At 70.3% G+C, this 24710-nt stretch carries 19 protein-coding genes and 1 pseudogene; 11 read left to right on the top strand and 9 right to left on the bottom strand.

Annotated features, from left to right (window positions below; genetic code table 11):
• Window positions 1-1375 (bottom strand): glycoside hydrolase family 125 protein (locus tag ACNFOC_RS26900; RefSeq protein WP_416961661.1); only part of this gene is annotated, 1375 nt, incomplete at its 3' end.
• Window positions 1376-1696: 321 nt separating this feature from the next.
• Here ACNFOC_RS26900 and ACNFOC_RS26895 point away from each other — a divergent pair.
• The 4 genes from ACNFOC_RS26895 to ACNFOC_RS26880 all read left to right on the top strand — a co-directional run bounded on the left by ACNFOC_RS26895 (window position 1697) and on the right by ACNFOC_RS26880 (window position 5950).
• A complete protein-coding gene (locus tag ACNFOC_RS26895; protein WP_416961660.1) occupies window positions 1697-2566 on the top strand; it encodes a carbohydrate ABC transporter permease in 870 nt (289 codons plus the stop codon).
• The gene (locus tag ACNFOC_RS26890; protein ID WP_416961659.1) at window positions 2550-3464 is read left to right on the top strand and encodes a carbohydrate ABC transporter permease; all 915 of its coding nucleotides are present in this window, start codon (window positions 2550-2552) and stop codon (window positions 3462-3464) included. Before ACNFOC_RS26895 ends, ACNFOC_RS26890 begins: the two co-directional genes overlap by 17 nt.
• A 65-nt stretch (window positions 3465-3529) precedes the next feature.
• Window positions 3530-4825, top strand: a complete 1296-nt coding sequence (locus tag ACNFOC_RS26885; protein ID WP_416961658.1) for an ABC transporter substrate-binding protein — start codon at window positions 3530-3532, stop codon at window positions 4823-4825.
• Between the two features lie 93 nt (window positions 4826-4918).
• The gene (locus tag ACNFOC_RS26880) at window positions 4919-5950 is read left to right on the top strand and encodes a LacI family DNA-binding transcriptional regulator (protein ID WP_416961657.1); all 1032 of its coding nucleotides are present in this window, start codon (window positions 4919-4921) and stop codon (window positions 5948-5950) included.
• 2 nt (window positions 5951-5952) lie between these two features.
• On the opposite strand, the gene ACNFOC_RS26875 is transcribed toward ACNFOC_RS26880, so the two are convergent.
• Window positions 5953-7125 carry a glycoside hydrolase family 76 protein gene (locus tag ACNFOC_RS26875; protein ID WP_416961656.1) on the bottom strand — a complete coding sequence of 391 codons (1173 nt, stop codon included), beginning with the start codon at window positions 7123-7125 and terminating at the stop codon, window positions 5953-5955.
• Window positions 7126-7381: 256 nt separating this feature from the next.
• Between ACNFOC_RS26875 and ACNFOC_RS26870 the strand changes: the two genes are divergently transcribed.
• Entirely contained in the window at window positions 7382-8995 is a 1614-nt protein-coding gene (locus ACNFOC_RS26870; RefSeq protein ID WP_416961655.1) for a glycoside hydrolase family 27 protein, read from the top strand.
• Window positions 8996-9031: 36 nt separating this feature from the next.
• Window positions 9032-10492 (top strand): glycoside hydrolase family 76 protein, encoded by a 1461-nt coding sequence (locus ACNFOC_RS26865; protein WP_416961654.1) that lies wholly within the window; start codon window positions 9032-9034, stop codon window positions 10490-10492.
• A gap of 33 nt (window positions 10493-10525) precedes the next feature.
• Here ACNFOC_RS26865 and ACNFOC_RS26860 read toward each other — a convergent pair whose 3' ends face one another.
• Entirely contained in the window at window positions 10526-11425 is a 900-nt protein-coding gene (locus tag ACNFOC_RS26860) for an amidohydrolase family protein (protein ID WP_416961653.1), read from the bottom strand.
• Window positions 11422-13008 carry an aromatic amino acid lyase gene (locus ACNFOC_RS26855; protein WP_416961652.1) on the bottom strand — a complete coding sequence of 529 codons (1587 nt, stop codon included), beginning with the start codon at window positions 13006-13008 and terminating at the stop codon, window positions 11422-11424. The genes ACNFOC_RS26860 and ACNFOC_RS26855 overlap by 4 nt, the downstream gene beginning before the upstream one ends.
• Before the next feature lie 223 nt (window positions 13009-13231).
• On the opposite strand from ACNFOC_RS26855, the gene ACNFOC_RS26850 reads away from it, so the two are divergent.
• Window positions 13232-14713, top strand: coding sequence for an MFS transporter (locus ACNFOC_RS26850; RefSeq protein WP_416961663.1), 1482 nt, complete (start codon window positions 13232-13234; stop codon window positions 14711-14713).
• Window positions 14714-14730: 17 nt separating this feature from the next.
• Here ACNFOC_RS26850 and ACNFOC_RS26845 read toward each other — a convergent pair whose 3' ends face one another.
• From ACNFOC_RS26845 to ACNFOC_RS26830, 4 genes are all read right to left on the bottom strand, one after another.
• On the bottom strand, window positions 14731-16422 hold the full coding sequence (locus ACNFOC_RS26845) for a SpoIIE family protein phosphatase (protein ID WP_416961662.1): 1692 nt from the start codon (window positions 16420-16422) through the stop codon (window positions 14731-14733).
• Window positions 16423-16585: 163 nt separating this feature from the next.
• Window positions 16586-17290 carry a class I SAM-dependent DNA methyltransferase gene (locus tag ACNFOC_RS26840; RefSeq protein ID WP_416961651.1) on the bottom strand — a complete coding sequence of 235 codons (705 nt, stop codon included), beginning with the start codon at window positions 17288-17290 and terminating at the stop codon, window positions 16586-16588.
• Window positions 17291-17462: 172 nt separating this feature from the next.
• Window positions 17463-19634: a TerD family protein gene (locus ACNFOC_RS26835; RefSeq protein ID WP_416961650.1), complete on the bottom strand. Its 2172-nt coding sequence runs from the start codon at window positions 19632-19634 to the stop codon at window positions 17463-17465.
• Window positions 19635-19712: 78 nt separating this feature from the next.
• Window positions 19713-20291 carry a TetR/AcrR family transcriptional regulator gene (locus ACNFOC_RS26830; protein WP_416961649.1) on the bottom strand — a complete coding sequence of 193 codons (579 nt, stop codon included), beginning with the start codon at window positions 20289-20291 and terminating at the stop codon, window positions 19713-19715.
• 228 nt (window positions 20292-20519) lie between these two features.
• Between ACNFOC_RS26830 and ACNFOC_RS26825 the strand changes: the two genes are divergently transcribed.
• Genes ACNFOC_RS26825 through ACNFOC_RS26810 form a run of 4 tightly spaced genes read left to right on the top strand, consistent with a single transcriptional unit; the run spans window position 20520 to window position 24625 of the window.
• Entirely contained in the window at window positions 20520-21107 is a 588-nt protein-coding gene (locus ACNFOC_RS26825) for a 2Fe-2S iron-sulfur cluster-binding protein (RefSeq protein WP_416961648.1), read from the top strand.
• The gene (locus ACNFOC_RS26820; RefSeq protein WP_416961647.1) at window positions 21104-22093 is read left to right on the top strand and encodes an FAD binding domain-containing protein; all 990 of its coding nucleotides are present in this window, start codon (window positions 21104-21106) and stop codon (window positions 22091-22093) included. Before ACNFOC_RS26825 ends, ACNFOC_RS26820 begins: the two co-directional genes overlap by 4 nt.
• Window positions 22093-24228: a xanthine dehydrogenase family protein molybdopterin-binding subunit gene (locus tag ACNFOC_RS26815; protein ID WP_416961646.1), complete on the top strand. Its 2136-nt coding sequence runs from the start codon at window positions 22093-22095 to the stop codon at window positions 24226-24228. The genes ACNFOC_RS26820 and ACNFOC_RS26815 overlap by 1 nt, the downstream gene beginning before the upstream one ends.
• Window positions 24221-24625 carry an XdhC family protein gene (locus ACNFOC_RS26810; RefSeq protein WP_521985286.1) on the top strand — a complete coding sequence of 135 codons (405 nt, stop codon included), beginning with the start codon at window positions 24221-24223 and terminating at the stop codon, window positions 24623-24625. Before ACNFOC_RS26815 ends, ACNFOC_RS26810 begins: the two co-directional genes overlap by 8 nt.
• Here the strand turns inward: ACNFOC_RS26810 and ACNFOC_RS26805 are convergent.
• Window positions 24580-24710 (bottom strand): annotated as a pseudogene (locus ACNFOC_RS26805) (hypothetical protein); the annotation flags it as partial. The gene ACNFOC_RS26810 and the pseudogene ACNFOC_RS26805 sit on opposite strands and share 46 nt — an antisense overlap.

The raw sequence follows: 24710 nt of genomic DNA, 5'->3' as shown, positions 1-24710 counted from the left end.
CCCCCGACCCACCAGGCAACGCCCGCGGATGTACCGGAAACAGATGCCGCACCCCACCCCCACACACCTCCAGGGCAAGCTCGCAGAACATCGCGTTCGCCCAGCCGAACCAGTCCCGGGTGAACCGGCCCGGCGCGTCGACATGGAAACTCTCGTGCATGAGACCGGTACCGGCGGTGGTGGCGGCCAGGGTCTCCAGGGCCCGGGCCGCTTCGTCCGCGTCGCCCGTCAGGCCGGCGGTGGCGATCGCGAGCGGCCAGATGTGGCGGTCCGGCGTGTGCGTACTGCCGATCCCGGACGCGTAACTCCCGCTGAAATAGGAAGGGTTCGCCCCGGAGAGCGCGAAGCGCCGGGTGGCCCGGTACAGCGGATCCTCGGGCGCGCACCAACCGCTCAGCGGAAGGCTCAGCAGACTCGGGAGGTTGGCGTCGTCGCAGAGCAGCGCCGCGCCGAGGCCGTCGACCTCGTAGGCGAGGACGGACTCGCCATCGACCTCGGTCACCGCGTGCGTCAGGATCCCGGCGTCGATCTCATCGGCCAACCGCCAGCACTCATGGGCGAGTTCGGTGTCGTCCAGGACCGCGGCCGCCAGTTCGGCGAGTCCGTGCAGGCTCGCCGACGCCAGCGCGTTGGCCGGGACCAGATAGCCGTGGGCGCAGGCGTCGTCGCTCGGCCGGAAGCCCGACCACGTCATCCCGGTCCAACCGACCTCCGCACCACGGCCGTTGAGCGGCAGGCTGTCCCCGGCGAAGGGGCCGGACGGCCGGACGAACCGGTAGGGCGAGTGAGCGTGGGACTGCTCCGCCCGCCACAGCCGGACGATCACCCAGGCCGCACGGTGGAACGCCTCGTCGAGATGGTCCTCGCGGCCCGTCGCCCGCCGGATCGCGTACGCGAGCTGCAACGGCGCGCAGAGGGAGTCGAGTTCGTACTTGCGCTCCCACACCCAGTCGCCCGGCGCGGGCCGATCCCCGGGTTCGCCGTGCGCGCCGGTGGGGCCGTCGTTGAAGGCGTTGGCGTACGGGTCCAGCAGAACGCAGCGGATCTGGCGGCGCGAGACGGCGGCCAGGACGTCACCGACCTCCGGGTCCGTGGCCACGGCGAGGTAGGGACGGACCTGCGCCGTACTGTCCCGCAGCCACATCGCCGGAATATCACCGGTCCTGACGAAGACTTCCGAGAACGCGCCCGACGCCCCGGCCGACTTGCCGGCTGACAGCTCGTCCGGCACCCCACCCGACGAAGCACCCCAACTCATCGCCGTCGCCCACGTATTGGTCAGACACCGCTCGACGATCCCCGTCGCCGGACCACCCCGCAGCTCGCCGGCCAGCCGCCGCCCGAGCGTGCTCAGCGACTCCGGAACTGCCCACACTGTTCCGGATGTTGATCCGGGAAACGTTACCATCGCGCCTCTTGACTCGCTCATGTGGCGTGGGCCACCGTGTGATCGCCAGGGAATGGAAACGTTACCTTGAGCGGGCCGACGACCACCAGACGGTCGGGTCCGCGTGATCCGAGTGATCGTCAACTCCTCGGAGGAAGAAGGTGAGCGCGTGTGACAGCCGCTCCGCACCAAGAGACGCGAACCACCGCACCACCCGTCGACCGGCCGCCCGGCCGGGGGAGTCCGGGGCGTCGAGGACGACCCTGGCGGCGACCACCCAAGCGCTCCTCGGACACCCTGGCCGCATACGTGTTCCTGGCCCCGGCGCTCATCGGCTTCACGGCGTTCGTCGTCTACCCCCTGTTCCGCTCCGCCTATTTCGCGCTGACGACGTACAACGGCCTGACGGACCCGAAGTTCGTCGGCCTCGACAACTTCCGCCGGATGTTCACGACCGACCCGTCCTTCTGGCCTTCGGTGCGCGCCACGCTGCTGCTCGTCGTCCTGTACGTGCCGCTGTCGCTGGCCATCGGGCTGGCCCTGGCGGTGTTCTGCAACCAGCGGATGCGGGGCGTCGGCCTGCTGCGCACCCTGTGCTATCTGCCGGTCGTACTGCCCGTGGTGGCCACGATCACGCTCTGGAAGTTCGTGTTCAACCCCCAAGTCGGCCTGGCCAACCAGGTGTTGAACTGGCTCCACCTGCCCACCAGCGAGTGGCTGTCGGGGGACGACTCCGCGATGCCGTCGATCGTGATCGTCATGCTGTGGAGCGTCGGCTCCACGATGATCATCTTCCTCGCCGCGCTCCAGGCGGTCCCCACCGAGCTGTACGAGGCGGCCAGGCTCGACGGCGCGGGCCCCCGCACGGTGTTCTTCCGGATCACCCTCCCGCTGATCAGCCCGATCATGATCCTTCAGGTGGTCCTCCAGATGGTGACCGCCCTTCAGGCGTTCAACCAGCCGAAGATCCTCTCGCCGGACAATCAGGGCGGTCCCGGGTTCAGCACCAGGACCCTGATGCTGTCGATCTACGACAACGGCTTCCCCCGGCTCGGGCAGGTCTCCCAGTTCGGCTACGCCTCCGCCCAGGTGTGGGTGCTCTTCCTCGTCATCGTCGTCGTGATCGCCGCCACCGCCCGCTTCTCGTCGATTTGGACCTACAGTGACCACGTCTCCTGACGTCACCAGGGCGCCGACGACCGCGCCGACACCGGCCGCCCCAGCGACGAAGCCGCCCGGCAGAGCCGTACGCACAGCATCCTGGTACGCCGTCGCGCTGCTGATCAGCTCGGTGATGATCCTGCCCATCCTCTGGATGCTCACCGTCGCGCTGAAGGGCCCCTCCGCGGTCTTCGAGGTCCCGCCGAAACTGCTGCCCCACGAGTTCCACTTCAAGAACTTCATCGACGGACCGAAGGTCATCCACTTCCCGCGCCTGCTGCTCAACTCCCTTGTCATCACCGGTCTTTCGGTGATCGGCGGGGTGATGACCTCGATGATGGCGGGCTACGCCCTGGCCCGGCTGCGCTTCCCCGGCCGGAAGGTCTGGTTCTACGTCTTCGTCGGCAGCATGCTGCTGCCCCCGGTGGTCGGCATCATCCCGCTGTTCCAGCTCTTCAAGGACATCGGCTGGTACGACACCTGGCTGCCGCTGATCGTCCCGGCCTTCCTGGGCGGCAATCCGCTCTTCATCTTCCTGGCCCGTCAGTACTTCCTGTCGATCCCGCACTCCATCGACGAGGCGGCCAAGGTCGACGGCGCGGGACACGTCCGCATCTTCTTCAGCGTGATGCTGCCGATCACGAAGCCCGCCTGGATAACGATGTCAATCCTGGCCTTCCAGATGTCCTGGAACGACTACCTCAACCCGCTCATCTACCTGTACTCGTCCCAGAAGTGGCCGCTGAGCGTGGGCATGGCGTCCTTCGTCACCCAGTTCGCGGGACAGACCCCGGACTGGAACCTCTACATGGCCACCAACCTGCTCTACATGCTCCCGCCACTGATCGTGTTCTTCGTCGCCCAGCGCTACTTCATCCAGGGCCTGAGCGCCCTGGGCACCGTCAACCAGCGCTGACCGGCGCCGATTTGGACCCCGACCCACCTACGAGCCGTATGCCAGCCAGGTATCAGGAGGCCACGATGAAACGATGGATCCGCTGCGCCGGAGTGTTGCTGTCGGCGGGGGGACTGCTCGCGGCGGCGGCCTGCGGCGGCTCGTCCGGGAAGCAGTCGGACGGCAAGGCCACGGTCACCCTCATGACCTGGGAGTCCGCCGCCACCAACAAGGCCATCGACCAGGCCCTGACCGGCTTCCACGACCCGAACATCACGGTCAAGCGCATCGACACCCCGAACGGCAACTACAGCGACAAGCTCGCCGCCCTCACCCAGGCCAAGAAGCTCCCCGACCTGTTCTGGTGCGGCAACGACACCGAGCAGCAGTACACCAGCCAGGGCCTGCTCACCGACTGGGCCTCCCGGCTCTCCGGCTCCAGCGACTTCGGCGCGAGCAGCTTCGTCTCGTCCACCATGAAGAACTGGAAGACCGCCGACGGCAAAATAGGCGGCGTTCCCTCCCTGCTGAACACCTACGGCATCTGGTACGACATCGACGCCTTCAAGGCCGCCGGAATCACCGTGCCCGCCGCCGGCTGGACCTGGGACCAGATGTTCGACGCGGCTGCCAAACTGCACGCCAAGGGCGCCAAGTACGGCCTGGTCGCCGACGCGTTGACCTCCACGGACGGCCCCTTCTCCCTCAGCACGTACGCGCTTTCCGCCGGTGGCAAGCCCTTCGCCGACAACGTGCACCAGCCCACCAAGACCACCATCGACACGACGTACACCGAGGGCGTCAGCAAGGTCGTGGCGGGCATCAAGAGCGGGGCCATCGCGCCGCCCGGCTACGACATCAGCAACCAGCAGGGCCTGTTCGCCGCCGGACAGATCCCGATGCTGTGGAGCGGCCAGTGGCTGGCCGCCGGCTTCCTCACCGACAAGCCGAAGATCAAGTACGGCTTCGCGCCCCTGCCCCAGGTGACCAAGCCCGCCACGCTGTACGACGCCGTGGGCATCTGCACCCCGTCGTACACCCAGAACGCCGACGCCACCTTCAAGGTCCTCAAGTACCTCGACTCCACGGTGTGGACCAAGGTGCTGCCCGACTCCCCGGTCGCGGCACCGGCCTATCTCTCCGCCCAGAGCGCCTACTTCGGCGCTCTCGACAAGGCCGGCCAGACGACCGTCGCCGCCACCGTCAAGGCGGGACTGAACACGCCGACCACCATCGGCGTGCGCTTCACCACCCAATGGGCCAGCCAGTCGAACGACTTGATCACCGCCTACTGGCCGGACATCCTCAACGGCAAGAAGCCGCTCTCCGACCTCCAGACGATGACCGGCAAGATCAACGATGTGATCAAGAACAACAGTTAGCGTCCCGGGCCGAGCGGCGGGCCGGGACCCGATACGTATCCTGAGGACGGTCCCGGCCCCTGGTACGCGATGGAAGGTTGGTCTTCAACTCACGTGAGCAGTCGTCCCCCGCACCGCCAGAACACCAGGCCCACGATGCGCGACGTCGCGGAGCGGGCCGGAGTCGCCGTCGTCACCGTCTCCCGCGTCGTCAACGGCATCGGCACGGTCCGCGAGGAGACAGCCGAGCGCGTGAACGCGGCGATCACCGCGATCGGTTACCAGCGCAACGAGATCGCCCGCTCGCTGCGCCCCGGCCAGAACTCGATGACCATCGGGCTGCTGCTCGGCGACCTCACCAACCCGTTCTACGCCTCCCTCGCCAAGGCCGCCGTCGAGGTCGCCAACGAGGCAGGCTACGCAGTCCTGTTGAGCACCGCCGACGAGGACCCCGAGGTCGAGCGCCGGGCCGTCGGCGAGCTGATCGGCCGCCGGGTCGCCGGGCTCATCATCGTCCCCGACCAGGGCGACCACGCCTTCCTCAACGAGATCAACGGCCACGACCACGTGCCCATCGTCTTCGTCGACCGGCCGGCCACCGGCGCCGAGGCCGATGTCGTCCTCGTCGACAACGAGGACGGCGGACACAAGGCCACCCAGCACCTCGTCGCCCAGGGCCACCGCCGTATCGCGATCCTCGTCGCGCCCTCGTACTACAGCACCGGCCGACGACTGCGCGGCTACCGCAAGGCGTTGCGCCGCAGCGGCATCGAGCCCGACAACGACCTGGTCGTCACCCTGCGCCGCGGCACCACCGAGGAAGCCGAGGCCGCCACCCGCGCCCTGCTCACCTCCGCGAACCCGCCCACCGCGGTCTTCTCCACCACGGGCTTCCTCACCGAGGGCGTGCTGCGGGCCTGCCGTGACCTCCAAGTCTCCGTAGCCGTAGTGGGGTTCGACGACTTCAAGCTCGCCGACATGCTCCCCACCCCGGTCACCGTCGTCACCTCCGACACCGAGGAACTCGGCCGCCGTGCCGCCCACATCCTGCTGGACCGCATCGACGGCGACGACAGCCCCTCGCACCGGACCGTCCTCCCGGTGCAGCTGATCGCGCGCGGCACGGGGGAGATCGGACACCCGTAACGTCAGTACAGCGTCCGCCACTTGGTACGCGGCCAGGCGAGCACGGCGTAGAGCTGCACGAGGGCCGCCTGCTGGATCGCCTGCGTCCCGCCGGCCGAGTCGAAGTGCACGAGGCCGGTGGCGGGATCGCGCATCGTGTCCCACACCTGGTCGGCGTAGTCGGCCATCGCCCGGTGATAGGTGTCCTTTCCGGTCACCGACTCCAGGAGCAGCAGGTTCTTGAAGAAGATCGAGTTGAAGAACACCGGCTGAGTGAACAGCCGCCCCTGGGTGAGGTAGTAGGCGTACGCGGCGGCGGCAACCCGCTCCGCCTGGCGCAGATAGGCGCGGTCCCGGGTGATCTCGTACAGCAGCACGGCGACGCCGACCGGCACGCCCTGGTTGTAGGACCAGACGGTCTTCTCGACGGTCCCTTGCAGGTCAAGGTGGTCCCAGTACAGGCCAGTTGGACTCTGGAGATGCGCGTTCGTCCAGTCGTAGAAGCGTTTCGCCCAGTCCAGGTATTCGGCCTCGCCGGTGATCTGGTGCAGGCGCAGGGCGAGTTGGGCGCCCGGCATGTTCGAGACGGTGTTGCGGTCGTGGCTCCAGTCGGCCTGCGTCCAGAAGACCCCGCCGGGTGCGGCATGGCTGCTGTCGGTGTCCCAGCCGGACTTGACCAGGGCGAAGATCTCCTTCGCTCGGGCCAGCGCGGCGGCATCTCCGGTCTGAAGATGCCGTTGGACCTTGGCCAGCCCGACCCATTCGTTGTCGTCGTAGAACATGTCCCCGCCCGCGCCGTACGGCGCGACCGGGTAGGAGGCGTAGCCGGGCAGCTTGGTGGTTCCGCCGTTCGCGTTCCAGAAGTGTTCCTGCGCCGCCGAGCGTCGGGTCAGTTCCGGCTCGAACTCCGGGTCCACGACGGTGAGATCGAGCGCGGCGATGTGCACCTGCGAGAAGGGCCATTCGTAGGAGTACGGGTTGTCGCCGGCCGCCGCCGGAATCTGTTCGCGGACCAGCCCGGAGCCGTCGGTCGCGTCGAAGTGTCTTCTCAGCGTGGCGTACGCGGTCTTGGCGCGGGACAACGCCCGTGCGGCGCTTGGGCGTTCGGCCGCGAAAGAGGGTGTGGCGGCCGCCGCCGTCAGGGCTGCGGCCAGGCCGGAACCGATCATCACTCGGCGGGAAGGACGCACGGACATGGGGCCTCCAAGGTCCAAGGACGCGGGCATGCGGGCAGCGGGCATGCGGGCATGCGGGCAGCGGGCATGCGGACGATGGAAACGTTGTCATCGACTCATGAGGTCGTCAACGCATCTGACAACACGGGCAGTTCACCTCCGGGACGTTTTGGTCCGGACCATTGACGATGAGGCTCCGCTGCTGGAACCTTCACGATGGTTACGTTTCCACAGGTGAGTTCGTCCGGCCCCACACGGCGAAACAGGAGACATCGACATGGCCGTCCCGTCACGCCTCAAGAGACGTCTGAGCGCCACCCTCACGATGGTGCTCCTGCTGGCCCTCGTCCCGGCCCTGCTGGTGCTGCGCGCCGCGCCGCCCGCACAGGCCCTCGACAACGGGCTCGCCAGGACGCCCCCGATGGGCTGGAACGACTGGAACGCCTTCGGCTGCAACGTGACCGAGCAACTGGTCGAGCAGACCGCCGACTACCTCGTCTCTTCCGGGCTGAAGGACGCCGGGTATCAGTACGTCAACATCGACGACTGCTGGATGACCTCGGCCCGCAACTCCGCCGGCCAACTCGTCCCGGATCCGGTCAAGTTCCCGAACGGCATCAGCGGCACCGCCGCCTACGTGCACAGCAAGGGCCTCAAGCTCGGCATCTACGAGAGCGCCGGTACCGCCACCTGCGCGGGCTACCCCGGCAGCCTCGGCCATGAGCAGACCGACGCCAACAGCTTCGCCGCGTGGGGCGTCGACTACCTGAAGTACGACAACTGCAACCACCAGAACGTGCCCGACCAGCAGCGCTACACGGCGATGCGCGACGCGCTGGCCAACACCGGCCGCCCGATCGTCTACAGCCTCTGCAACTGGGGCCTCGCCGACGTGTGGACCTGGGGCGCGGGCGTCGGCAACAGCTGGCGCACGACCGACGACATCAACGTCAACTTCTCGACCGTGGTGTCCATTTACAAGGCCAACGTCAAACTCGCCGCGTACGCCAAGCCGGGCGCCTGGAACGACCCCGACATGCTGGAGGTCGGCAACGGCATGTCGTTCACCGAGGACCGCTCCCACTTCAGCCTCTGGTCGGAGATGGCCGCACCGCTGATCGCGGGCACCGACCTGCGCAAGGCCACCGCCGCGACCCTCTCCCTCTACGGCAACAAGGACGTCATCGCCGTGGACCAGGACTCCCTCGGCAAGCAGGGCGCCGAGATCTCCAACTCGGGCGGCCTGCACGTCCTTTCCAAGCCCCTCGCCAACGGTGACGTCTCGGTGGTCCTCTTCAACGAGAACTCCTCCGCCGCCACCATCACCACCTCCGCGACGGCGGCCGGCCTCCCCTCAGCATCGTCGTACAAGCTCAACAACCTCTGGTCGCACGTCGTCAGCAGCACCAGCGGCACCATCTCGGCGAGCGTCCCCGGCCACGGCTCGGTCATGTACCGGGTCTCCGTCGGCAGCGGCACCAGCGTCGGCACCACCCACCCGCTGATCGGCGCCTCCTCCAACCGCTGCCTCGACGCCTACAACGGCGAGACCACCCCCGGCACCAAGATCGAGATCTGGGACTGCGGCGGCGGCACCAACCAGGCCGTGACCATCACCGCCGCCGGTGAACTCCGGCTCTACGGCGGCACCCAGTGCCTGGACGCCTACGACAACCAGACCAGCAACGGCACCAAGGTGCAGCTCTACGGCTGCAACGGCGGCGCCAACCAGAAGTGGAGCCTCAACCCCAACGGCACGATCACCGGCACCCAGTCGGGCCTCTGCCTCGATGTCACCGGGGGCGACCAGGCCGCCGGCAACGTCAACGGCATCGCGCTGGAACTCTGGAGCTGCAACGGCGGTGCCAACCAGCAGTGGCGCCTGGGCTGACCGCTCGTATCCCCCCCCCACACTCATGGAGCCGGCATGACCTCAACACCACGACGTATCGGGAGAGTTGGGACCGGCCTGATCGCCGCCCTGGCCCTGTTCATGCCGGTGTCCACCGGCGTCGCGACCGCCGCCGCCCAGGCGTCGATCTGCAACAAGTACTGCGACGCCCGCGACCCGGCCCTCTCCCCGGGTGACCGCCAGCCGGTGAGCACGAGCATCTACTCCCGCGGCATCGCCCTGCACGTCGACGACGCCGACGCGATGGGCTGGGCCTCCATCACCAACGGCAGCCCCGGCGACGAGGTCTGGCTCGACCGCTCCTTCGACGGCGGCCGCACCTGGAGCTCCGGCAGCAAGCTCGGCGACACCACCGTCCCCGCGGGGCAAGGCGGTTGGCGCACCCTGATGTACAACGTCGACGACTGGAACGCCCTCGGCGTGGGCGCCCTGCGAGCCTGCGGCAAGGCGGGGGACCGGGCCGAGATCGCCTGTACGGCGTGGGCCCGCACGACGTGGAACGCGGGCAGCCGCCCGACCGCCGCCGCCACCGCGCTGATGCAGTCCTACAACCTGGGTACCGGCCTCTTCGACACCACCGGCTGGTGGAACTCGGCCAACGCCCTGACCGCCCTCATCGACAACGCCCGCGTCACCGGAATGGGCAGCTACAAGTACGCGATCGCCAACACCTACGACCGCAACCTCTCCGCCCAGGGCGGCAACTTCACCAACGACTACATCGACGACACGGGCTGGTGGGGGCTGGCCTGGGTCGACGCGTACGACCTCACCGGCGACAGCCGCTACCTCAACACGGCCCGCGCGGACGCCGATTACATGGCGCGGTACTGGGACAACACCTGTGGCGGCGGAGTGTGGTGGAGCACCGCCAAGACCTACAAGAACGCCATCGCCAACTCCCTCTACCTGGAGCTGAACGCCGCCCTGCACAACCGCATCGCGGGCGACACGACGTATCTCGGCCGAGCGAACGCCGAGTGGTCGTGGTTCAAGGGCACCGGCATGATCAACGGCTCCCATCTGGTCAACGACGGGATCAACCTGGCGACTTGCGGCAACAACGGCGACACGACGTGGTCGTACAACCAGGGCGTGCTGCTCGGCGGCCTGTCGGAGCTGTACCGGGCGACCGGGGACTCCGCTCTCCTCACCACAGGCCGCCAGATCGGTGACGCCTCGACCACGTCGACGGCCCTCAACTCCGGTGGAATCCTGCGGGAACCGTGCGAGACGAGCGGCTGTGGCGGGGACGGGCCGTCCTTCAAGGGTGCGTACGTCCGGGGTCTGAGCGCCTTCAACTCCCGTCTGTCCGACCGCCCTTACACCGCCTACATCAAACGCCAGGCCGACAGCGCGTACGCGAACGACCGGAACTCCCTCGACGCGTACGGCCTTCACTGGGCCGGGCCGCTGGACTCCACCGACGCGGCCCGGCAACAGAGCGCGCTCGACCTGATGAACGCGGCGAATTGACGGGCCGTCACCCAGAGAACCGCACCCGTCCGGTCACCCTTCCCCGGTGAGGAGCCGTCGCGGATTGGCGATGCGAAAGGCGTAGGCCGCCGCCCCGCCCAACCCGTACCCCGGGTGGCGGGGCGGCTCCGCGTAGGGCCGGTCCGAGCCCTGGACCACGGCGTTCACGCCCAGCGCGCGCACGATCGCGTCGACGGCGGTGGGGCCGTAGGACGACGTCTCGACGAACACGCCCGGGTCGCCCTCCTGTTGCTGTCCGCCACGGGCCGCCAGCCGTTCGCCGTGGAGTGGGGCGAGTCCGGCCAGCAGGGCGAAGCACACGCGGAGGCGTGGATGGCGGGGGCGGCCGGAGGCGCGGAAGGCGTACCAACTGGCGTGCATCTGCTGGACGTACGGGACCAGCGCGGGCCACCAGGCGGGGTCCGCCGAGGAGCCCACCGCGGGCCCCGGGTGGACGAAGAGCGGCAGGTCGCGTTCTTCGAGCAGGTCGAGGAGCGGGGCGCAGCGGGCGTAACCAGCCGCGTCGGCAAGGGAGTTGGCGGGGAGCTGGAGCCCGGCGAAGCCCCGGTCGAGGTCCTTGGCGGTCGCGTCCGCGTCGATGTCCCGGACGCAGGCCGCGGCCCACGCCCCGAACGGCTCGGGCAGCGCCGCCGCGCCGTCGTGATAGGCGTCGAGCAGGGGCCGCGCCTCGGCCTCGGGCAGCCACTCCACGCCGATCGGGGCGGACAGCGAGACGAGCACCCGGCCGAGACCGTCGGCGGCGGCGATGTCCGCGCGCCGGGCGATGTCGTGGTCGGCGGGCGGTATGTCGAAGGGCGGCTCACCGTCCAGGAACAGCGTCCAGCCGTCCAGGTACGGCGGTTCGCGGCGGGCGCGCAGAGCCGTCACCAGCGAAGGGGTCCACAGATGCTGGTGTACGTCGACGTTGGTCATGTCGCTTCTCCCGCCAAGGCGTTCAGTGTGCTGCGGACGTCGTCGGACCCCAGGATGTCGCGGCTCACCGTCTCCACGTCCACCCCGTGCGGCCGGTCGTCGTCCAGGGTGGGCACGACCTTCCGGATCGCGCGGTGCAGGAACTCCGGCCCCCGCCCCAGTGCGGCAGGCGCCGCCAGATCCACCGCCTGCGCGGCCACCACCGCCTCCACGGCGAGCAGTTGGCGCAGCCGCGTGAGCATCGTCGTCAACCGCCGCGCGCCGAGCGCCGCGTTGGTCGAGTCGTCCTCCACGGAGTCCGCGCCCTGCCGGGGATCGACGCACACCGGCACGGACAGCATCCGCGTCTCGGCGACGAGCGCCTGCGCCGTCTTCACCAGCGGCGCGAACCCCGAACGCTCCGGACCGTACGGCGAGAGGTTCGCGGGCAGCCCGCTGACAGCCGGGTCCAGCAGCCGTCGCATCCGCTCGGCGGACACGGCGGCGGTCTGGGTCAGGGCCAGCGCGAGGGTGTCGAGGGCGAGGGCCAGGGCGGGGGTGTGGAAGTTCCCGGACGAGAGGATCTCGCCTGTGCCGCCCGGCACTTGAGGGTCGTCTCCGGCGCCGGGCGGCCCCTCCAGGTCGCCCCCGGCACCGATCAGCACCACCGGGTTGTCCCCGCACCCGTTCAACTCCGGTGCCAGCGCCGCATCCGCGAAGTCCAGCGCCGCATACCCGGCACCGTGCACCTGCGCGGCGCAGCGCAGGCTGACCGGGTCCTGGACGCGGCGGGCGTTGCGTGGGTCGGTCAACTCGCCGTCGGCCAGCAGGGTGAGCAACTCGCCGGCCGCGCGGGACTGTCCGGGCGCGGGGCGCAACGCCAGCACCCGGGGGTCGAGCGGGCTGGTGTTGGCGCGGAAGCCCTCGTAGGTCAGTGCCGTGACCGCCTGCGCCAGGGCGAGCAGAGCGCCCGCCTCGTGCAGGGCGAGGGCGCCGACGCCGGCCGCCAACGGGCTTGCGCTGCACAGGACATGGCCGTCCTTCGGGCCGAGTCGGGCGGGGGTGAGACCGGCTCGGCGCAGGGCCGTGGCGCCGTCCAGCAGCTCGCCGTTCCACTCCGCGCCGCCCTCGCCGATGACGACCAGACCGACGTGCGCCATCTGGCACAGGTCGGACGCGCCGATCGACCCCACCTCGGGGATCACCGGGTGCACCCGCGCGTTGAGCAGGTCGACGAGCAGCCGTACGATCTCCGGCCGCACTCCGCTGCCGCCGCCCGCGAGGCCGTTGATCCGGGCGAGGAGGGCGGCGCGTACGACCGGGGTCGGCAGCGGATCGCCGACCGCGTTCGCCCGGCCCCGGACCGTGCGGACGCTGAACGCGTCGAGTTCCGTGCGGGGCAGGGCGTAGGAGGAGCGGGCGCCCAGTCCGGTCGTCAGGCCGTACGTCGGGATCTGGCGGTCGACCACGTCGTCCACGACCGCCCGTTCACGTGCCAGGCGCGACAACACGCCGTCCGCCAGGGCGACTTGGGCACCATGGTGGGCGACGGCGACGACATCGCCGTAGGACAGCGTCCGTCCGTCTGCGACGACCCCGGTCACCAATGGCTTCTCCCCATGTCCTGTCATGTGTGAACCTAGCGCCTGGGCCCGTGATGATCGAGTGGTGGGGAGCAGGGGGCGGGCGTACCGTCGAACGGTGAGCGTGTAGTGGACGGAGTCGTTCACTGATCTCCCGTGAGTGCGAACCACCATGAGCAGCAGCCCTCAGCAAGCCTCCACAGCCCAGACCACCACCCGGGAGACCGGCGGTGGCGGGAGCACGATGGCGCTGCTGGTGATCGCCTCCTGTCAGCTGATGGTGGTTCTCGACATCACCATCGTGAACATCGCGCTTCCGCACATCCAGAGCTCGCTGGGGTTCTCCACGACCAGCCTGGCCTGGGTCGTCAACGCGTACACCCTCACCTTCGGCGGTCTGCTGCTGCTCGGTGGCAGGGCCGGGGACATCCTCGGCCGGCGGCGGGTGTTCGTGTTCGGCGTGCTGCTCTTCGTACTCGCGTCCCTGCTCGGCGGGTTGTCCCAGAACTCCGGCCAACTCCTCGCGGCACGCGCCCTCCAGGGCGTCGGCGGTGCCATCGCCTCGCCGACCTCGCTCGCCCTGATCAGCACGACGTTCCGCGAAGGCCCGGAACGCAACCGGGCATTCGGGGTCTTCGCCGGTGTCTCGGCCGGCGGCGGCGCGATCGGACTGCTGATGGGCGGGATCCTCGTCGAGTGGCTGAACTGGCGGTGGGTGCTCTTCGTCAACGTCCCGATCGGACTGCTCATCGTCCTCGCCACCCCGCGCTGGATCAAGGAGTCCGAACGCCACCCGGGCCGCTTCGACATCACCGGCGCGCTGACCTCCACCGTGGGCATGGTGTTGCTGGTCTACGGCTTCATCCGGGCCGCGCAGGAGGGCTGGAGCGACGGGCTCACCCTGGCCTCGTTCGGCGCGGCCGTGGTCGTCCTCGCCCTGTTCGTGCTGGTCGAGCGGCGCTCCCGGCAGCCGATCACCCCGCTGCACATGTTCCGCGACCGCAACCGGGCCGGGACGTACGGCATCATGCTCTGCCTCGCCGCCGCGATCTTCGGCATGTTCTTCTTCCTCACGCTCTTCGTGCAGGACGTCCTGGGCTTCAGCCCGCTCGCGGCCGGCCTCGCCTTCCTGCCCGTCAGTGCCGTCATCGCGGTCGGCGCGGGCCTGGCCTCACGGTTCCTGCCGACCTACGGCCCCAAGCCGTTCATGGTGGTGGGCGCGATCCTCGCGGCGGGCGGTCTGTCCTGGCTGACGCTGACGGACGTCGACTCCACGTACCTGGGCAGCGTGCTCGGCCCGATGCTGGTGTTCAGCCTGGGGATGGGCATGGAGTTCGTGTCGCTGACGTTGATGGCGCTCTCCGACGTGCCCGTCCAGGAGACCGGCGCGGCCTCCGGACTCCTCAACGTGACGCAGCAGGTGGGTGGTTCGCTGGGGCTGTCCATCCTGGTCACGATGTTCGGCACGGCCAGCAGGAACGAGGCGAAGGACCAGATCCCCGCGTTCCTGTCCCAGGCGACCCCGGCCGAACGTCTCCGCTTCCAGCGCACCGGCCAACTCCCGGGCACCTGGGGCGATCAGGTCCTCACCGCGGGGGTGTCGGCCGCGTTCGTGATGGCCGCGATCTTCACGGTCGTCGCCGCGCTGATCGCCGTCGTCGTGATCCAGGTCCGCCCGTCCGACCTGGAACGCCTCAAGGGCGGGACGGGTGTCGGGCCGGTCTGAACCCGCCCCTACGACTGTCAACTCCCTTGGATCGGCTGGTCCTTCGGGATCTGCTGCTCGAACCACACGACCTTCCCCGTGCTCAGCCGCGTCGCCCCCCAGCGCTGGGCGAGCCGGTCGACCAGGAACAGGCCTCGGCCGCCCTCGTCGCCCGGCGCGGCCTGACGCATCCGGGGCACCTGGGGCGAGTCGTCGGTCACCTCGCAGCGCAGCACGTCGGTGCGCAGCAGCCGTAGCGAAATGGGGCGGGAGGCGTACCGCACGGCGTTCGTGACGACCTCGCTGACCAGGAGCTCCGTGGTGTCGAGGAGGGCGTCCAGGCCCCAGCGGCGCAGCACCCTGCGGGTCAGCCGGCGGGCCTGGCCCGCGGTGAGGGGGTGGGGGTCGAGGTGCCAGTAGCCGACGCTGTCCGGCGGGAAGCCCTCGAAGCGGGCGGTGAGCAGGGCGATGTCGTCGTCGCGGGGGCCAGGCGCCAGTGCGGTGAGGATGCGGTCGCACAGCCGCTCCAGCGAGGAGAGGCGGTGCCGGTGCGGGGTCGACTGGAGGTGGGTGCGCAGGGCCTCGACGCCGGTCCCCACGTCCGTGTCGCGGGACTCGACCAGACCGTCGGTGTACAGGACCAGCGTGGTGCCGGTGGGCGCGGGCATCTCCACGGACTCGAAGCCGACCCCGCCGACGCCGATCGGCGCGCCCGGCGGGACCTGAAGGACCTCGGCATGGCCGTTCGGGCGCAGCAGTACGGCGGGCGGGTGGCCGGCGTTGGCCATGAGCAGGCGGTGCGAGATCGGGTCGTAGATCGCGTACAGGCAGGTCGCGATGTGGTCGCTGCCGAGCCGCTGGGCCTGTTCGTCGAGGTGGTGGAGGACCTCGTGCGGGGGCAGGTCGAGGCCGGCGAGGGTCTGCACGATGGTGCGCAGCTGGCCCATGATCGCGGCGGAGGTCATGGAGTGGCCCATGACGTCGCCGACGATCAGCGCGACCCGGCTGCCGGGCAGCGGGATCGCGTCGTACCAGTCGCCGCCGACCTGCGCGGTCTTCGAAGCGGGCAGATAGCGGCTGGCCAGCTGGATGCCGGTCGGCTCGGGCAGCGAGGACGGGAGCATGGTGTGCTGGAGCGTGTCCGCGACGGAGGCCTCGTGGCCGTACATCACCGCCTTCTGGACGCCGATCGCGGTGTGGGTGGCGAGCTGGGAGGCGACGAGCAGGTCGTCGGTGGTGAACGCGGAGCGGTCGGGGCGGCGCAGCAGGACGACGGTGCCCATGACGTGGTGGCGGCCGTGCAGCGGGGCGATGATCAGCCGGCGGCCCGGCGGCAGTGTGCCGTGCGCGCTCGCCGCGGGGCCGAGCAGTTCGGCCACCGCGGGGTGGATGCCCGGGGTGTCGCCGAAGGCCGGACGCCCGGCCAGGAGCAGCTTCGCGAGCCGGCCGGCGAACACGGGCTGCACCCGCTCGGCCACGCTCGCGTACTCGGCGTGCGGCATCAGCAGCGCGGACCTGGCCTCCGGCGCCCGGTCGATGCTGTGCAGCTGAAGGACGACGGGCGCCGCCGACTTCTCGTCCCCGACGGGCAGCGGATCGTGCAGGTGGATGACGATCGCGTCGGCGAAGGCGGGCACCGCCGCCCACCGCAGTTCCCGCAGCGTCTCGTCCAGGTCCATCCCGCGGGCGATCCGCCGGGTGGCCACGTCCAGGTATTGGAGCCGGTCCATCTGCCGCACGGGCGTCCGTCCGAGCGGTACGACGGGCGCCGGGCCGCTCGACGAACCACCTCGCCGGGCGGTTCCGGCGGGGCCTTCGCGGGGGCTGGGTTGCTCCGTCACGCATCCGTCCCGTCACTGGTGCGGCAGCGGCCGCCGTGTCGGTCCTACGACCTCAGTCGCGCCGTCGGCAGCAGAGGAAGACCTGTTCCTCGGGCGGGACGTCGGCGGTCGCCGGGGCGTAGGTGTAGGAGTTCTCCTTCACGATCTCGAAGCCGGCGGCGTCCAGGATCTTGTGCAGGTCTTCGAGGAGATAGCCGGAGACCCTGATCGTGTTGCCGAGGAAGGGGATCTCGAAGTCGTCCACATGGGCCTCCACCATCGACAGGGCGAGCAGACCGCCCGGGGTCAGCAGGTGGTGGATCGTGCGCAGCGCGAGCGGGATCTCCGCGCGCGGGAGCATCAGCAGGGAGAAGAACGCGGCGACGGCATCGAAACGGCCCAGGTCACGGGATCCGCCCGGGCGCAGGTCGGCGAGGTCGAGCTGGTGGAACGTGGCGGTGGGGACGTACTCCCGGGCCAGCGTCACCATCCGGGCGGAGAAGTCCACGCCGATGACCTCGAAACCCGCGTCGGCCAGCTGCCGGGCGGTCGGCACACCGGTGCCGGAGCCGAGGTCCAGCACGCGGGCGCCCGGACCGAGGGACTCGATCAGCCAGTCACCGGCGCCGACCTGGCCCTCCTTGTGCGGGAAGGCCTCGTCGTACCGGTCCCCGATGGCATCGAAGGCCTCGGCCTGACCGGTGCGGTCGAGCCGAAGGCTGTCGTACCCGGACCCGTCGTTCGTTCCGCTCACTGGAGTGGCCTTTCGTCCGCGCATAGAGGATTGTCCCACAAGTCTGTGAAGTGAGGTTTCAGCGGAAAAAGAACGTGAGGGGCGCCCTGGGGCACCCCTCACGGAACGTCGAGGGCGAGGAAAGCGGACGGACTGATTTCAGAGAGTGGTGGAGAAGGAAGTCCGTCCATGGCCTCGCCGGGGTCGACGTTAGCAGTCAGGCGGGGATCAGGTCGCGCAGATTTTCGAGAGTGACGACAAGAGATCCGGCGGGCAGCTCGGCCGGGCGGCTCATACCGATGAAGGTGACCGGTCCGTCCGGGACCGTCTCGCCGTCCCACAGGGTCACCTTCGTCGCGTCCCCGCTCATCAGGCCGACGAGATGGCGCACGGTGAGCTGCTCACGCTCGACGATGCCGCGCAGCAGGTTCGCCACCGTCACCCGGTTCTCCTCCACCCGGTTCGCGGACGGGCTGCCCTTGAGGTACAGATGCAGCCACTTCGCCTGCCAGCGGCCGTCCTTTCCGCGCAGGAACACCAGCGGCAGCGCGACCCGGCCCGCGCCGCGCAACTCCGACTTCATCCGCACGGTACGCGGCTCGAACGGCCGCCCCCGCTGCTCACCCTCGCGCAGCATGAACCCGAAGAACGACTCCTCGACCTCCTCGAACCCCTCCCCGGCGAAGATGTTGACCTGCGGCACGACGAACGCCCCGCGTACGGCACCCAGCCGCAGGTTGATGAACTCCGAGGCCCCGTCCGGCGCTTCGACGATGTCACCGGAGTGCTCGCCCTCGACCTCGGTGAGCGAGGTGTACGACAGCCACGTGTTCGTCGAGTAGTCAGCGTTGAGCATCAGCGCCGACAGATCGAAGTCGGTGCGCCGCTCGCTCTCCTTCCAGTACACGAAGAACCGCAGCAACTCGCCCTCCACCGCCGACAACGACCCGCGCGGCAGCACCCCGAGCCCGGCCGCCGTCGCCTTCCCGCTCAACGGCAGCGCCACGTCCAGCACGTCCGGATCGATCAACAGCCGCTCAGGAGAAGGCAGTCGACGCCGCGTCTCGTCGTCGAGCACGGCCATCAGCCGCTCCCGCTCCACCGGCCCTACGGTCGCCCGCTCGTCGTCGGTCACCCAGGCGCGGCCGCGCCGGTTCACGAAGACCCGCAACTCCCCGGTCTCCCGGGCCCTGTTGTGCAGATGCTCGCGCACCGACAGCACGACCCGGCCCGACACCTCGGGCGCGACCTGCTCGGCGGCGGCCACCACGGCGTCGCGCTCCTCCTGCGTGAGCGCCGTGCGCAGCAGCCGGTCCAGCGCGCGGAACAGCTTGCCGGGCGCGGACTTCAGCAGCTCCACCGCGCCCAACAGGTCGCTCTGAGCGAGGAGTTCCTCGACCCGACTGTCGAACGAAGGCGCCTTCAGCTCGCCCCGCGCGACCGCGAACACCTCGGCCGCCTGCGGCCATCGCGGGTACTCGTGCGGGTGCAGCCGCTCACCGAGCCGCTTCCACTCCTCGCGGTGCGCGCCCACGTCGGCGAGTTTGGCGGGAGACGCGGCGATCACGGAGTCGAGCGCCGCGAGCAGTGCCCGCCGTACCGGACGGGACAGTGAACGGAAGCGGGTCGGCTCCGCCAGCGTCACATCGCCGTCCGACAGGGCGCAGGCCAGCCGCAGCACGTCGGTGACGGTGTCCACCAGCAGCTCCGAACCCGCGGTCAGGCGGGCCTGGTTGACGAGCGCGCGGTTCTCCCGGACCGGGATCACCTCGGGCTGCGGCCCGTCGGCACACCGCTCCGCCAGCGCCCACAGATCCTGCCGGTGCTCCTCGGCCAGGGGTGTGGTGCTCCCGGCCAACGCCAGGTAGAGGGCAGTGAGTTCGCCGGCCAGGTCACCGCCCGCGTGCAGCACCGTGATCCGGTCGCCCGCCGCCGCGATCAACTCGTCCTGCGCGGCCAGCAGTTCGGCGTACGTGTGCTGGTACCTGCCGTAGGTCGGCAGACTGAGCAGATTCACCACCCCGGTCCGCAACTGCTTGAGCGTCGCGGCCGGGGTCTTCTCGTCGCGGAGCGCGTCGGCGACGCACGCCATCCAGAAGTCTTCCGTGGCAGGCACGTTGACCGGGAAGTCGATGAAGTACGCGTTGTGCTGGACGTGATCGCCGACCAGCTCGCGGACGATCGGCAGGGTGCGCCCGGCAATGCCGACGACCGTCTCCTCGGACAGCCCCGACAGCCGTTCCAGCAGGTCCGCGGAGAGCTTGAAGCCCACGGAGAGCAGCACGGCGTCGAACTGCCGCGCAGCGATGGCGCCTTCACCCACGGGACCTGAGGGGAGGGGGACGCGGAACGTGTGCCGGATGACCAGCGGTTCGAGTCGGTCGATCATTCCGGCATGGTCGCAGAACCGAACAAGCGGGCGCATTCGGGTTTTCCGTGGAGATTGCCGAGCGGTGAGGGACGCGGGTCAGCGTCCGGGCGCTCCCGCCCGCAGTCCGTCCATGACCAGGTCCAGGAGCCGCCCGGCGCGCCCCTGCCAGTCGCCGTTCGGATCGATCTGCCACAGGCCCGCGATGGCGAGAAAGAAGTCGTCGGAGGTGACGCCCGGGCGGATGGTGCCGGCCTCGTCGTTCGCCCGCAGCAGCAGAGCGACGGCCTCCGTCACCACGCCGTGCCCAGGCTTGGCCGGCGTGCCGGACGCTCCGGCCGCCTGCCGCAGCGCCCCGGCCAGGCCGACCTTGGCCCGGGCGAACTGGGCGAGGCGGTCCATCCACTCCCGCAGTGCCCGGTCCGGCGCGCTCTTCTCCAGCAACAGGGCCGCCGCATCGGCGACCTGCTGCATCTCGTGGCGGTAGATCTCCAGCAGGAGTGCTTCGCGGTTGGGGAAGTTGCGGTAGAACGTGCCCTGTCCGACACAGGCCTTCCTGGCGATCGCGCTCAGCGGAACGTCCGCCGCGAGCGTCAGCTCGGCGAGCGCCACTTCGAGGATGCGCTCGCGGTTCCGCTGGGCGTCCGAGCGCTGTGGCGCGCCCAACTCTTCGCGCACTCCTCCTCCTTCCGGGAAAAACGGCAGAGCCGACCTTGCTAAGCGGACAGCTGTCCGTTAGGTTCACTGGATAGCGGACAGTTGTCCGCTTAGAGCCCACTCTACCGGCAGAACGGGCTGCGCGAACGGCCGGACCGGTCACCGACCGGAATTCTCGTGCGACCCGTGGGCTCAGGGATCTCCTCGTCCGACTTCGACGCGCCCCACATCCGCGAGAGAAGGCTGATCATGGCCCCATCGACGTCCAGCGTCATCACACTGAACATCAACGGAGAGAAGCACACGCTGCCCGTCGATCACCGCGCCACCCTGCTCGACGCCCTGCGCGAACACCTCGACCTCACCGGCACGAAAAAGGGCTGCGACCAGGGGCAGTGCGGGGCCTGCACGGTGCTGCTCGACGGCCGCCGGGTCGTCTCCTGCCTCCAGCTGGCGGTGGCCGCCGAGGGGCGCGCCGTCACCACCATCGAAGGCCTGGCCGACGACGGCCGGCTGCATCCCGTGCAGCAGGCGTTCCTCGACCTCGACGGTTACCAGTGCGGCTACTGCACTCCCGGCCAGATCTGTTCGGCCCTCGCGGTGATCGAGGAGCACGCGGCGGGCTGGCCCAGCGCCGTCACCGCCGACGTACGGCCCGAGGCGGGGCCGCCACCCCTCACCGCCGAGGAGATCCGGGAGCGGATGAGCGGCAACCTGTGCCGGTGCGGCGCCTATGTGTCGATCGTGCAGGCGGTCGCCCGGGCGGCCGAGGCGCGGGGGGCGGAAGCACCGCGGGCCGAGGAGGAACAGGACGACTTCAAGGAGGCCGTGGCATGAGGGAGTTCGAGTACCGGCGGGTGCTCGACGTCTCCGGCGCGGTCGCGCTGCTCGACGCCGAGCCCGACGCCCGTTTCCTCGGCGGCGGCACCAATCTCGTCGACCTGATGAAGGCCGGCGTGGAGCGTCCCACGCGGCTCGTCGACGTACGCGAACTGCCCCTGGACCGCGTCGAGTCGACGGCGGACGGCGGCCTGCGCATCGGCGCCACCGTCACCAACAGCGACCTCGCCGCGCATCCCGAAGTGCGGCTCCGCTACCCGGCGTTGGCCCAGGCGGTGCTGGCCGCCGCCTCCGGACAGTTGCGCAACATGGCCACGGTCGGCGGAAATCTGCTCCAGCGCACCCGCTGCGCCTACTTCACCGACGTGACCCAGCCCTGCAACAAGCGGGCCCCCGGCAGTGGTTGCCCCGCGCTGAAGGGCGAGCACCGCAACCACGCGATCCTCGGTGCCTCCGAGCACTGCGTGGCCACCCACCCCTCCGACATGGCGGTGGCGCTGGCGGCCTTCGACGCGGTCGTGTCGTACCAAACCGCCTCCGGGCCGGGTGAGTTGGCACTCGCGGACCTCTATCTCCCCGTCGGCGACACCCCGCACCGCGAGACCGCGCTGCCGCCGGGCGCGCTGATCACCGGGGTCACGCTGCCGCCCGCCCCGGTCGCCGCCAACTCGCGCTACCGGAAGGTGCGCGAGCGTGCCTCCTTCGCGTTCGCGATCGGCTCGGTCGCCGCCGCCCTCGACGTGCGCGACGGTGTCGTGCGCGAGGTACGGCTGGCTTTCGGGGCGGTGGCGTCACGGCCGTGGCGGGCGCGGCGGGCCGAGCGGGTGCTGACCGGGGGACCGGTGAGCGCCGAGGCGTTCATGGCGGCCGCGGACGCCGAACTGGCCGCCGCCGAGCCCCTGTCGGACAACGCCTACAAGGTCACCCTGCTGCGCAATCTCGTCGTGGCCGTACTGACCGAACTCGCCGAGGAGACCGCTTGATGACCACCACGACTCAGGCCGTCCGGTCGACGGGTGCCTTCGGAACCGCCCACACCCGCGTCGAGGGACGGGACAAGGTCACCGGCGCGGCCCGCTACGCGGGAGACTTCTCCTTCGACGAACTCGCCCACGGCTGGCTGGTGTTGTCCACCGTCGCCCGAGGCCGCATCCGCACCGTCCAGGCCGGCCCGGTGCTCGCGATGCCCGGCGTCCTCGCCGTCCTGCACCACGAGAACACACCGCGGGTCACCACCGACTACATGAGTGTCGTGGGCCCGCCGGACCCGGCCCTCGGACTCTTCCAGCACGACCGAGTCCCTTACGTGGGCTGGCCGGTGGCGCTGGTCGTCGCCGAGACGTCCGAGCAGGCCAGGGAGGCCGCCGAGGCGCTGGTGGTCGACTACGACGTAGAGCCGCACGACATCGCGTTCTACGCCGGGCACCCCGACGCCTACCTGCCCGCGGGCTCGCCCGTCGGCCCGGCCGAGGTGGTGAAGGGCGACGTGGAGGACGCCCTCGCCCGGTCCGCCGTGGTCGTCGACGAGGAGTACACGACACCCGAGGAGCACCACAGCCCACTGGAACCCCATGCCGCGACGGCCCGTTGGGAGGCCGGCCGGCTCGACGTCGTCGACTCCAACCAGAGCACCGTGTGGGTGGCAGGCGAACTCGCGAAACTCTTCTCCCTCGACCCGGCGGCCGTGCGGGTGCGGTCCGAACACGTCGGCGGCGGCTTCGGATCCAAGGGAGTACGACCGCACCAGGTGGCCGCCGTGATGGCCGCGACCGTTCTCCAGCGCCCGGTCCGCGTGGTGTTGACGCGCCGTCAGATGTTCTCCCTGGTCGGCTACCGCAGCCCCACCACCCAACGCGTCAGGCTCGGCGCCGACCCCGACGGCCGGCTGCGCGCCCTCGACCACCAGGCACTCAGCCTCACCTCGACCACGCACGAATTCGTCGAACCGAGCGCCGCGTTCGGACGCCCGCTGTACGACGCCGACGCCCACCGCACGGCGTTCCGGGTCGTACGGCTCGACCTGCCGACCCCCACCTTCATGCGCGCCCCGGGGGAGGCGCCGGGATCCTTCGCGCTGGAGTCCGCGCTCGACGAACTCGCCGAGAAGTGCGGCCTCGACCCGATCGCCCTGCGCGTCCGCAACGAACCCACGGTGGGGCCCGTCTCCGGACTCCCCTTCAGCAGCCGCAACCTGCTCGCCTGCTTCGACGAGGGCGCCCGGCGCTTCGGCTGGGCCGACCGCGATCCCCGCCCCGGCGTGCGCCGCGACGGGCGCTGGCTGCTCGGCACCGGCATGGCCGCGTCCACCTTCCATGTCGGGGTCGGCCCGTCCACGGCGGCCGTCACCGCGGAGGCGGACGGCACCTACACCGTGCGGATCAACGCGACGGACCTCGGCACCGGCGCCCGCACCGCGCTGACCCTGGTCGCCGCGGAGTCGCTGGAGACGGAGCCGGCCCGGGTCCGGGTGCACATCGGGGACAGCGACCTCGGAGCCGCGATGTTCGCGGGAGGCTCGATGGGCACCCGCTCCTGGGCCTGGGCGGTGATGCGGGCGGCGGCCGACCTGCGGGAGCAACTGGCCCTGGGCGGCGACATCCCGCCCGCCGGCATCACCGCGCGAAGCGACACCGCCGAGGCCGTCGCCGCGCTCGCCAAGAAGGAACGGCATTCCTTCGGGGCGCAGTTCGCCGAGGTCGCCGTGGATGTCGCCAGCGGCGAGGTCCGGGTACGACGGCTGCTCGGCATCTTCGCCGCCGGACGGATCGTCAACCCGCTGACCGCGCGCGGTCAGTTCGTCGGCGGGATGATCTGGGGCATCTCCATGGCCCTGCACGAGGAGGCGGTCCGCGACACGGCGTCCGGCGCCCAGGTCGGACCGGACTTCGCCAACTACCACTTCTCCGCCAACGCCGACGTACCGGCCATCGAGGCGGACTGGGTCGACGACCCCGATCCGGACGACCCGGTCGGCATCAAGGGCATCGGCGAGATCGGGGTCGTAGGGACCGCCGCGGCGATCGCCAACGCCGTCTGGCACGCCACCGGCGTCCGCCACCGTGCCCTGCCGATCCGCCCCGACCGGGTCCTGACCGCGGGCGGGGCGCCAAGTGCTTGACATCGCTGCGGAGTTGGACCGCTGGATGCGGGAGGGCCGGGACTTCGCCGTCGCGACCGTCGTCACCGTGGGCGGCAGCGCACCGCGCCCACCCGGCGCCGCGCTCGCCGTCGACACCGACGGCACGGTGATCGGCTCGGTCTCCGGCGGCTGCGTCGAGGGCGCGGTCTACGACCTGTGCGTGCAGGCGCTCCAGGACGGCGAGCCGGTCCGCGAACGCTTCGGCTACAGCGACGAGGACGCCTTCGCGGTGGGCCTGACCTGCGGCGGGATGATCGAGGTCCTGGTCACGCCGGTGCGTGCGGGCGACCCGGTGTACGCCGCGGGGTTGGCGGCGGCGGCCGGGGGCGAGCCGGTGGCGCTCGCCCGGACCGGTTCCAGGTCGGGGTGCGGGTAGACGGGTGCGGCGCCGTGGCGGGCGGCGATGAAGAGGGCGGGCATGCCGCCCTGGACCGGACCCGGGCGGAACAGGGAGATGTCCG

Origin of the sequence: Streptomyces colwelliae (assembly GCF_048158785.1) — a bacterium.
In the GTDB taxonomy this organism is placed as follows: domain Bacteria; phylum Actinomycetota; class Actinomycetes; order Streptomycetales; family Streptomycetaceae; genus Streptomyces.
The sequence above is the reverse complement of the archived record's forward strand: the minus strand, read 5'-3'. Positions and strand labels throughout refer to the sequence as shown.

What these genes read in the sequence shown, in the direction of transcription:
- ACNFOC_RS26845 (WP_416961662.1), bottom strand. Translation starts at nt 16,422, where the DNA reads ATGGACCGGCTCCAATACCTGGACGTGGCCACCCGGCGGATCGCCCGC.
- ACNFOC_RS26820 (WP_416961647.1), top strand. Translation starts at nt 21,104, where the DNA reads ATGAGGGAGTTCGAGTACCGGCGGGTGCTCGACGTCTCCGGCGCGGTC.
- ACNFOC_RS26865 (WP_416961654.1), top strand. Translation starts at nt 9,032, where the DNA reads ATGACCTCAACACCACGACGTATCGGGAGAGTTGGGACCGGCCTGATC.
- ACNFOC_RS26825 (WP_416961648.1), top strand. Translation starts at nt 20,520, where the DNA reads ATGGCCCCATCGACGTCCAGCGTCATCACACTGAACATCAACGGAGAG.
- ACNFOC_RS26875 (WP_416961656.1), bottom strand. Translation starts at nt 7,125, where the DNA reads ATGTCCGTGCGTCCTTCCCGCCGAGTGATGATCGGTTCCGGCCTGGCC.
- ACNFOC_RS26860 (WP_416961653.1), bottom strand. Translation starts at nt 11,425, where the DNA reads ATGACCAACGTCGACGTACACCAGCATCTGTGGACCCCTTCGCTGGTG.
- ACNFOC_RS26840 (WP_416961651.1), bottom strand. Translation starts at nt 17,290, where the DNA reads ATGCGCGGACGAAAGGCCACTCCAGTGAGCGGAACGAACGACGGGTCC.
- ACNFOC_RS26885 (WP_416961658.1), top strand. Translation starts at nt 3,530, where the DNA reads ATGAAACGATGGATCCGCTGCGCCGGAGTGTTGCTGTCGGCGGGGGGA.
- ACNFOC_RS26870 (WP_416961655.1), top strand. Translation starts at nt 7,382, where the DNA reads ATGGCCGTCCCGTCACGCCTCAAGAGACGTCTGAGCGCCACCCTCACG.
- ACNFOC_RS26850 (WP_416961663.1), top strand. Translation starts at nt 13,232, where the DNA reads ATGGCGCTGCTGGTGATCGCCTCCTGTCAGCTGATGGTGGTTCTCGAC.
- ACNFOC_RS26815 (WP_416961646.1), top strand. Translation starts at nt 22,093, where the DNA reads ATGACCACCACGACTCAGGCCGTCCGGTCGACGGGTGCCTTCGGAACC.
- ACNFOC_RS26835 (WP_416961650.1), bottom strand. Translation starts at nt 19,634, where the DNA reads ATGATCGACCGACTCGAACCGCTGGTCATCCGGCACACGTTCCGCGTC.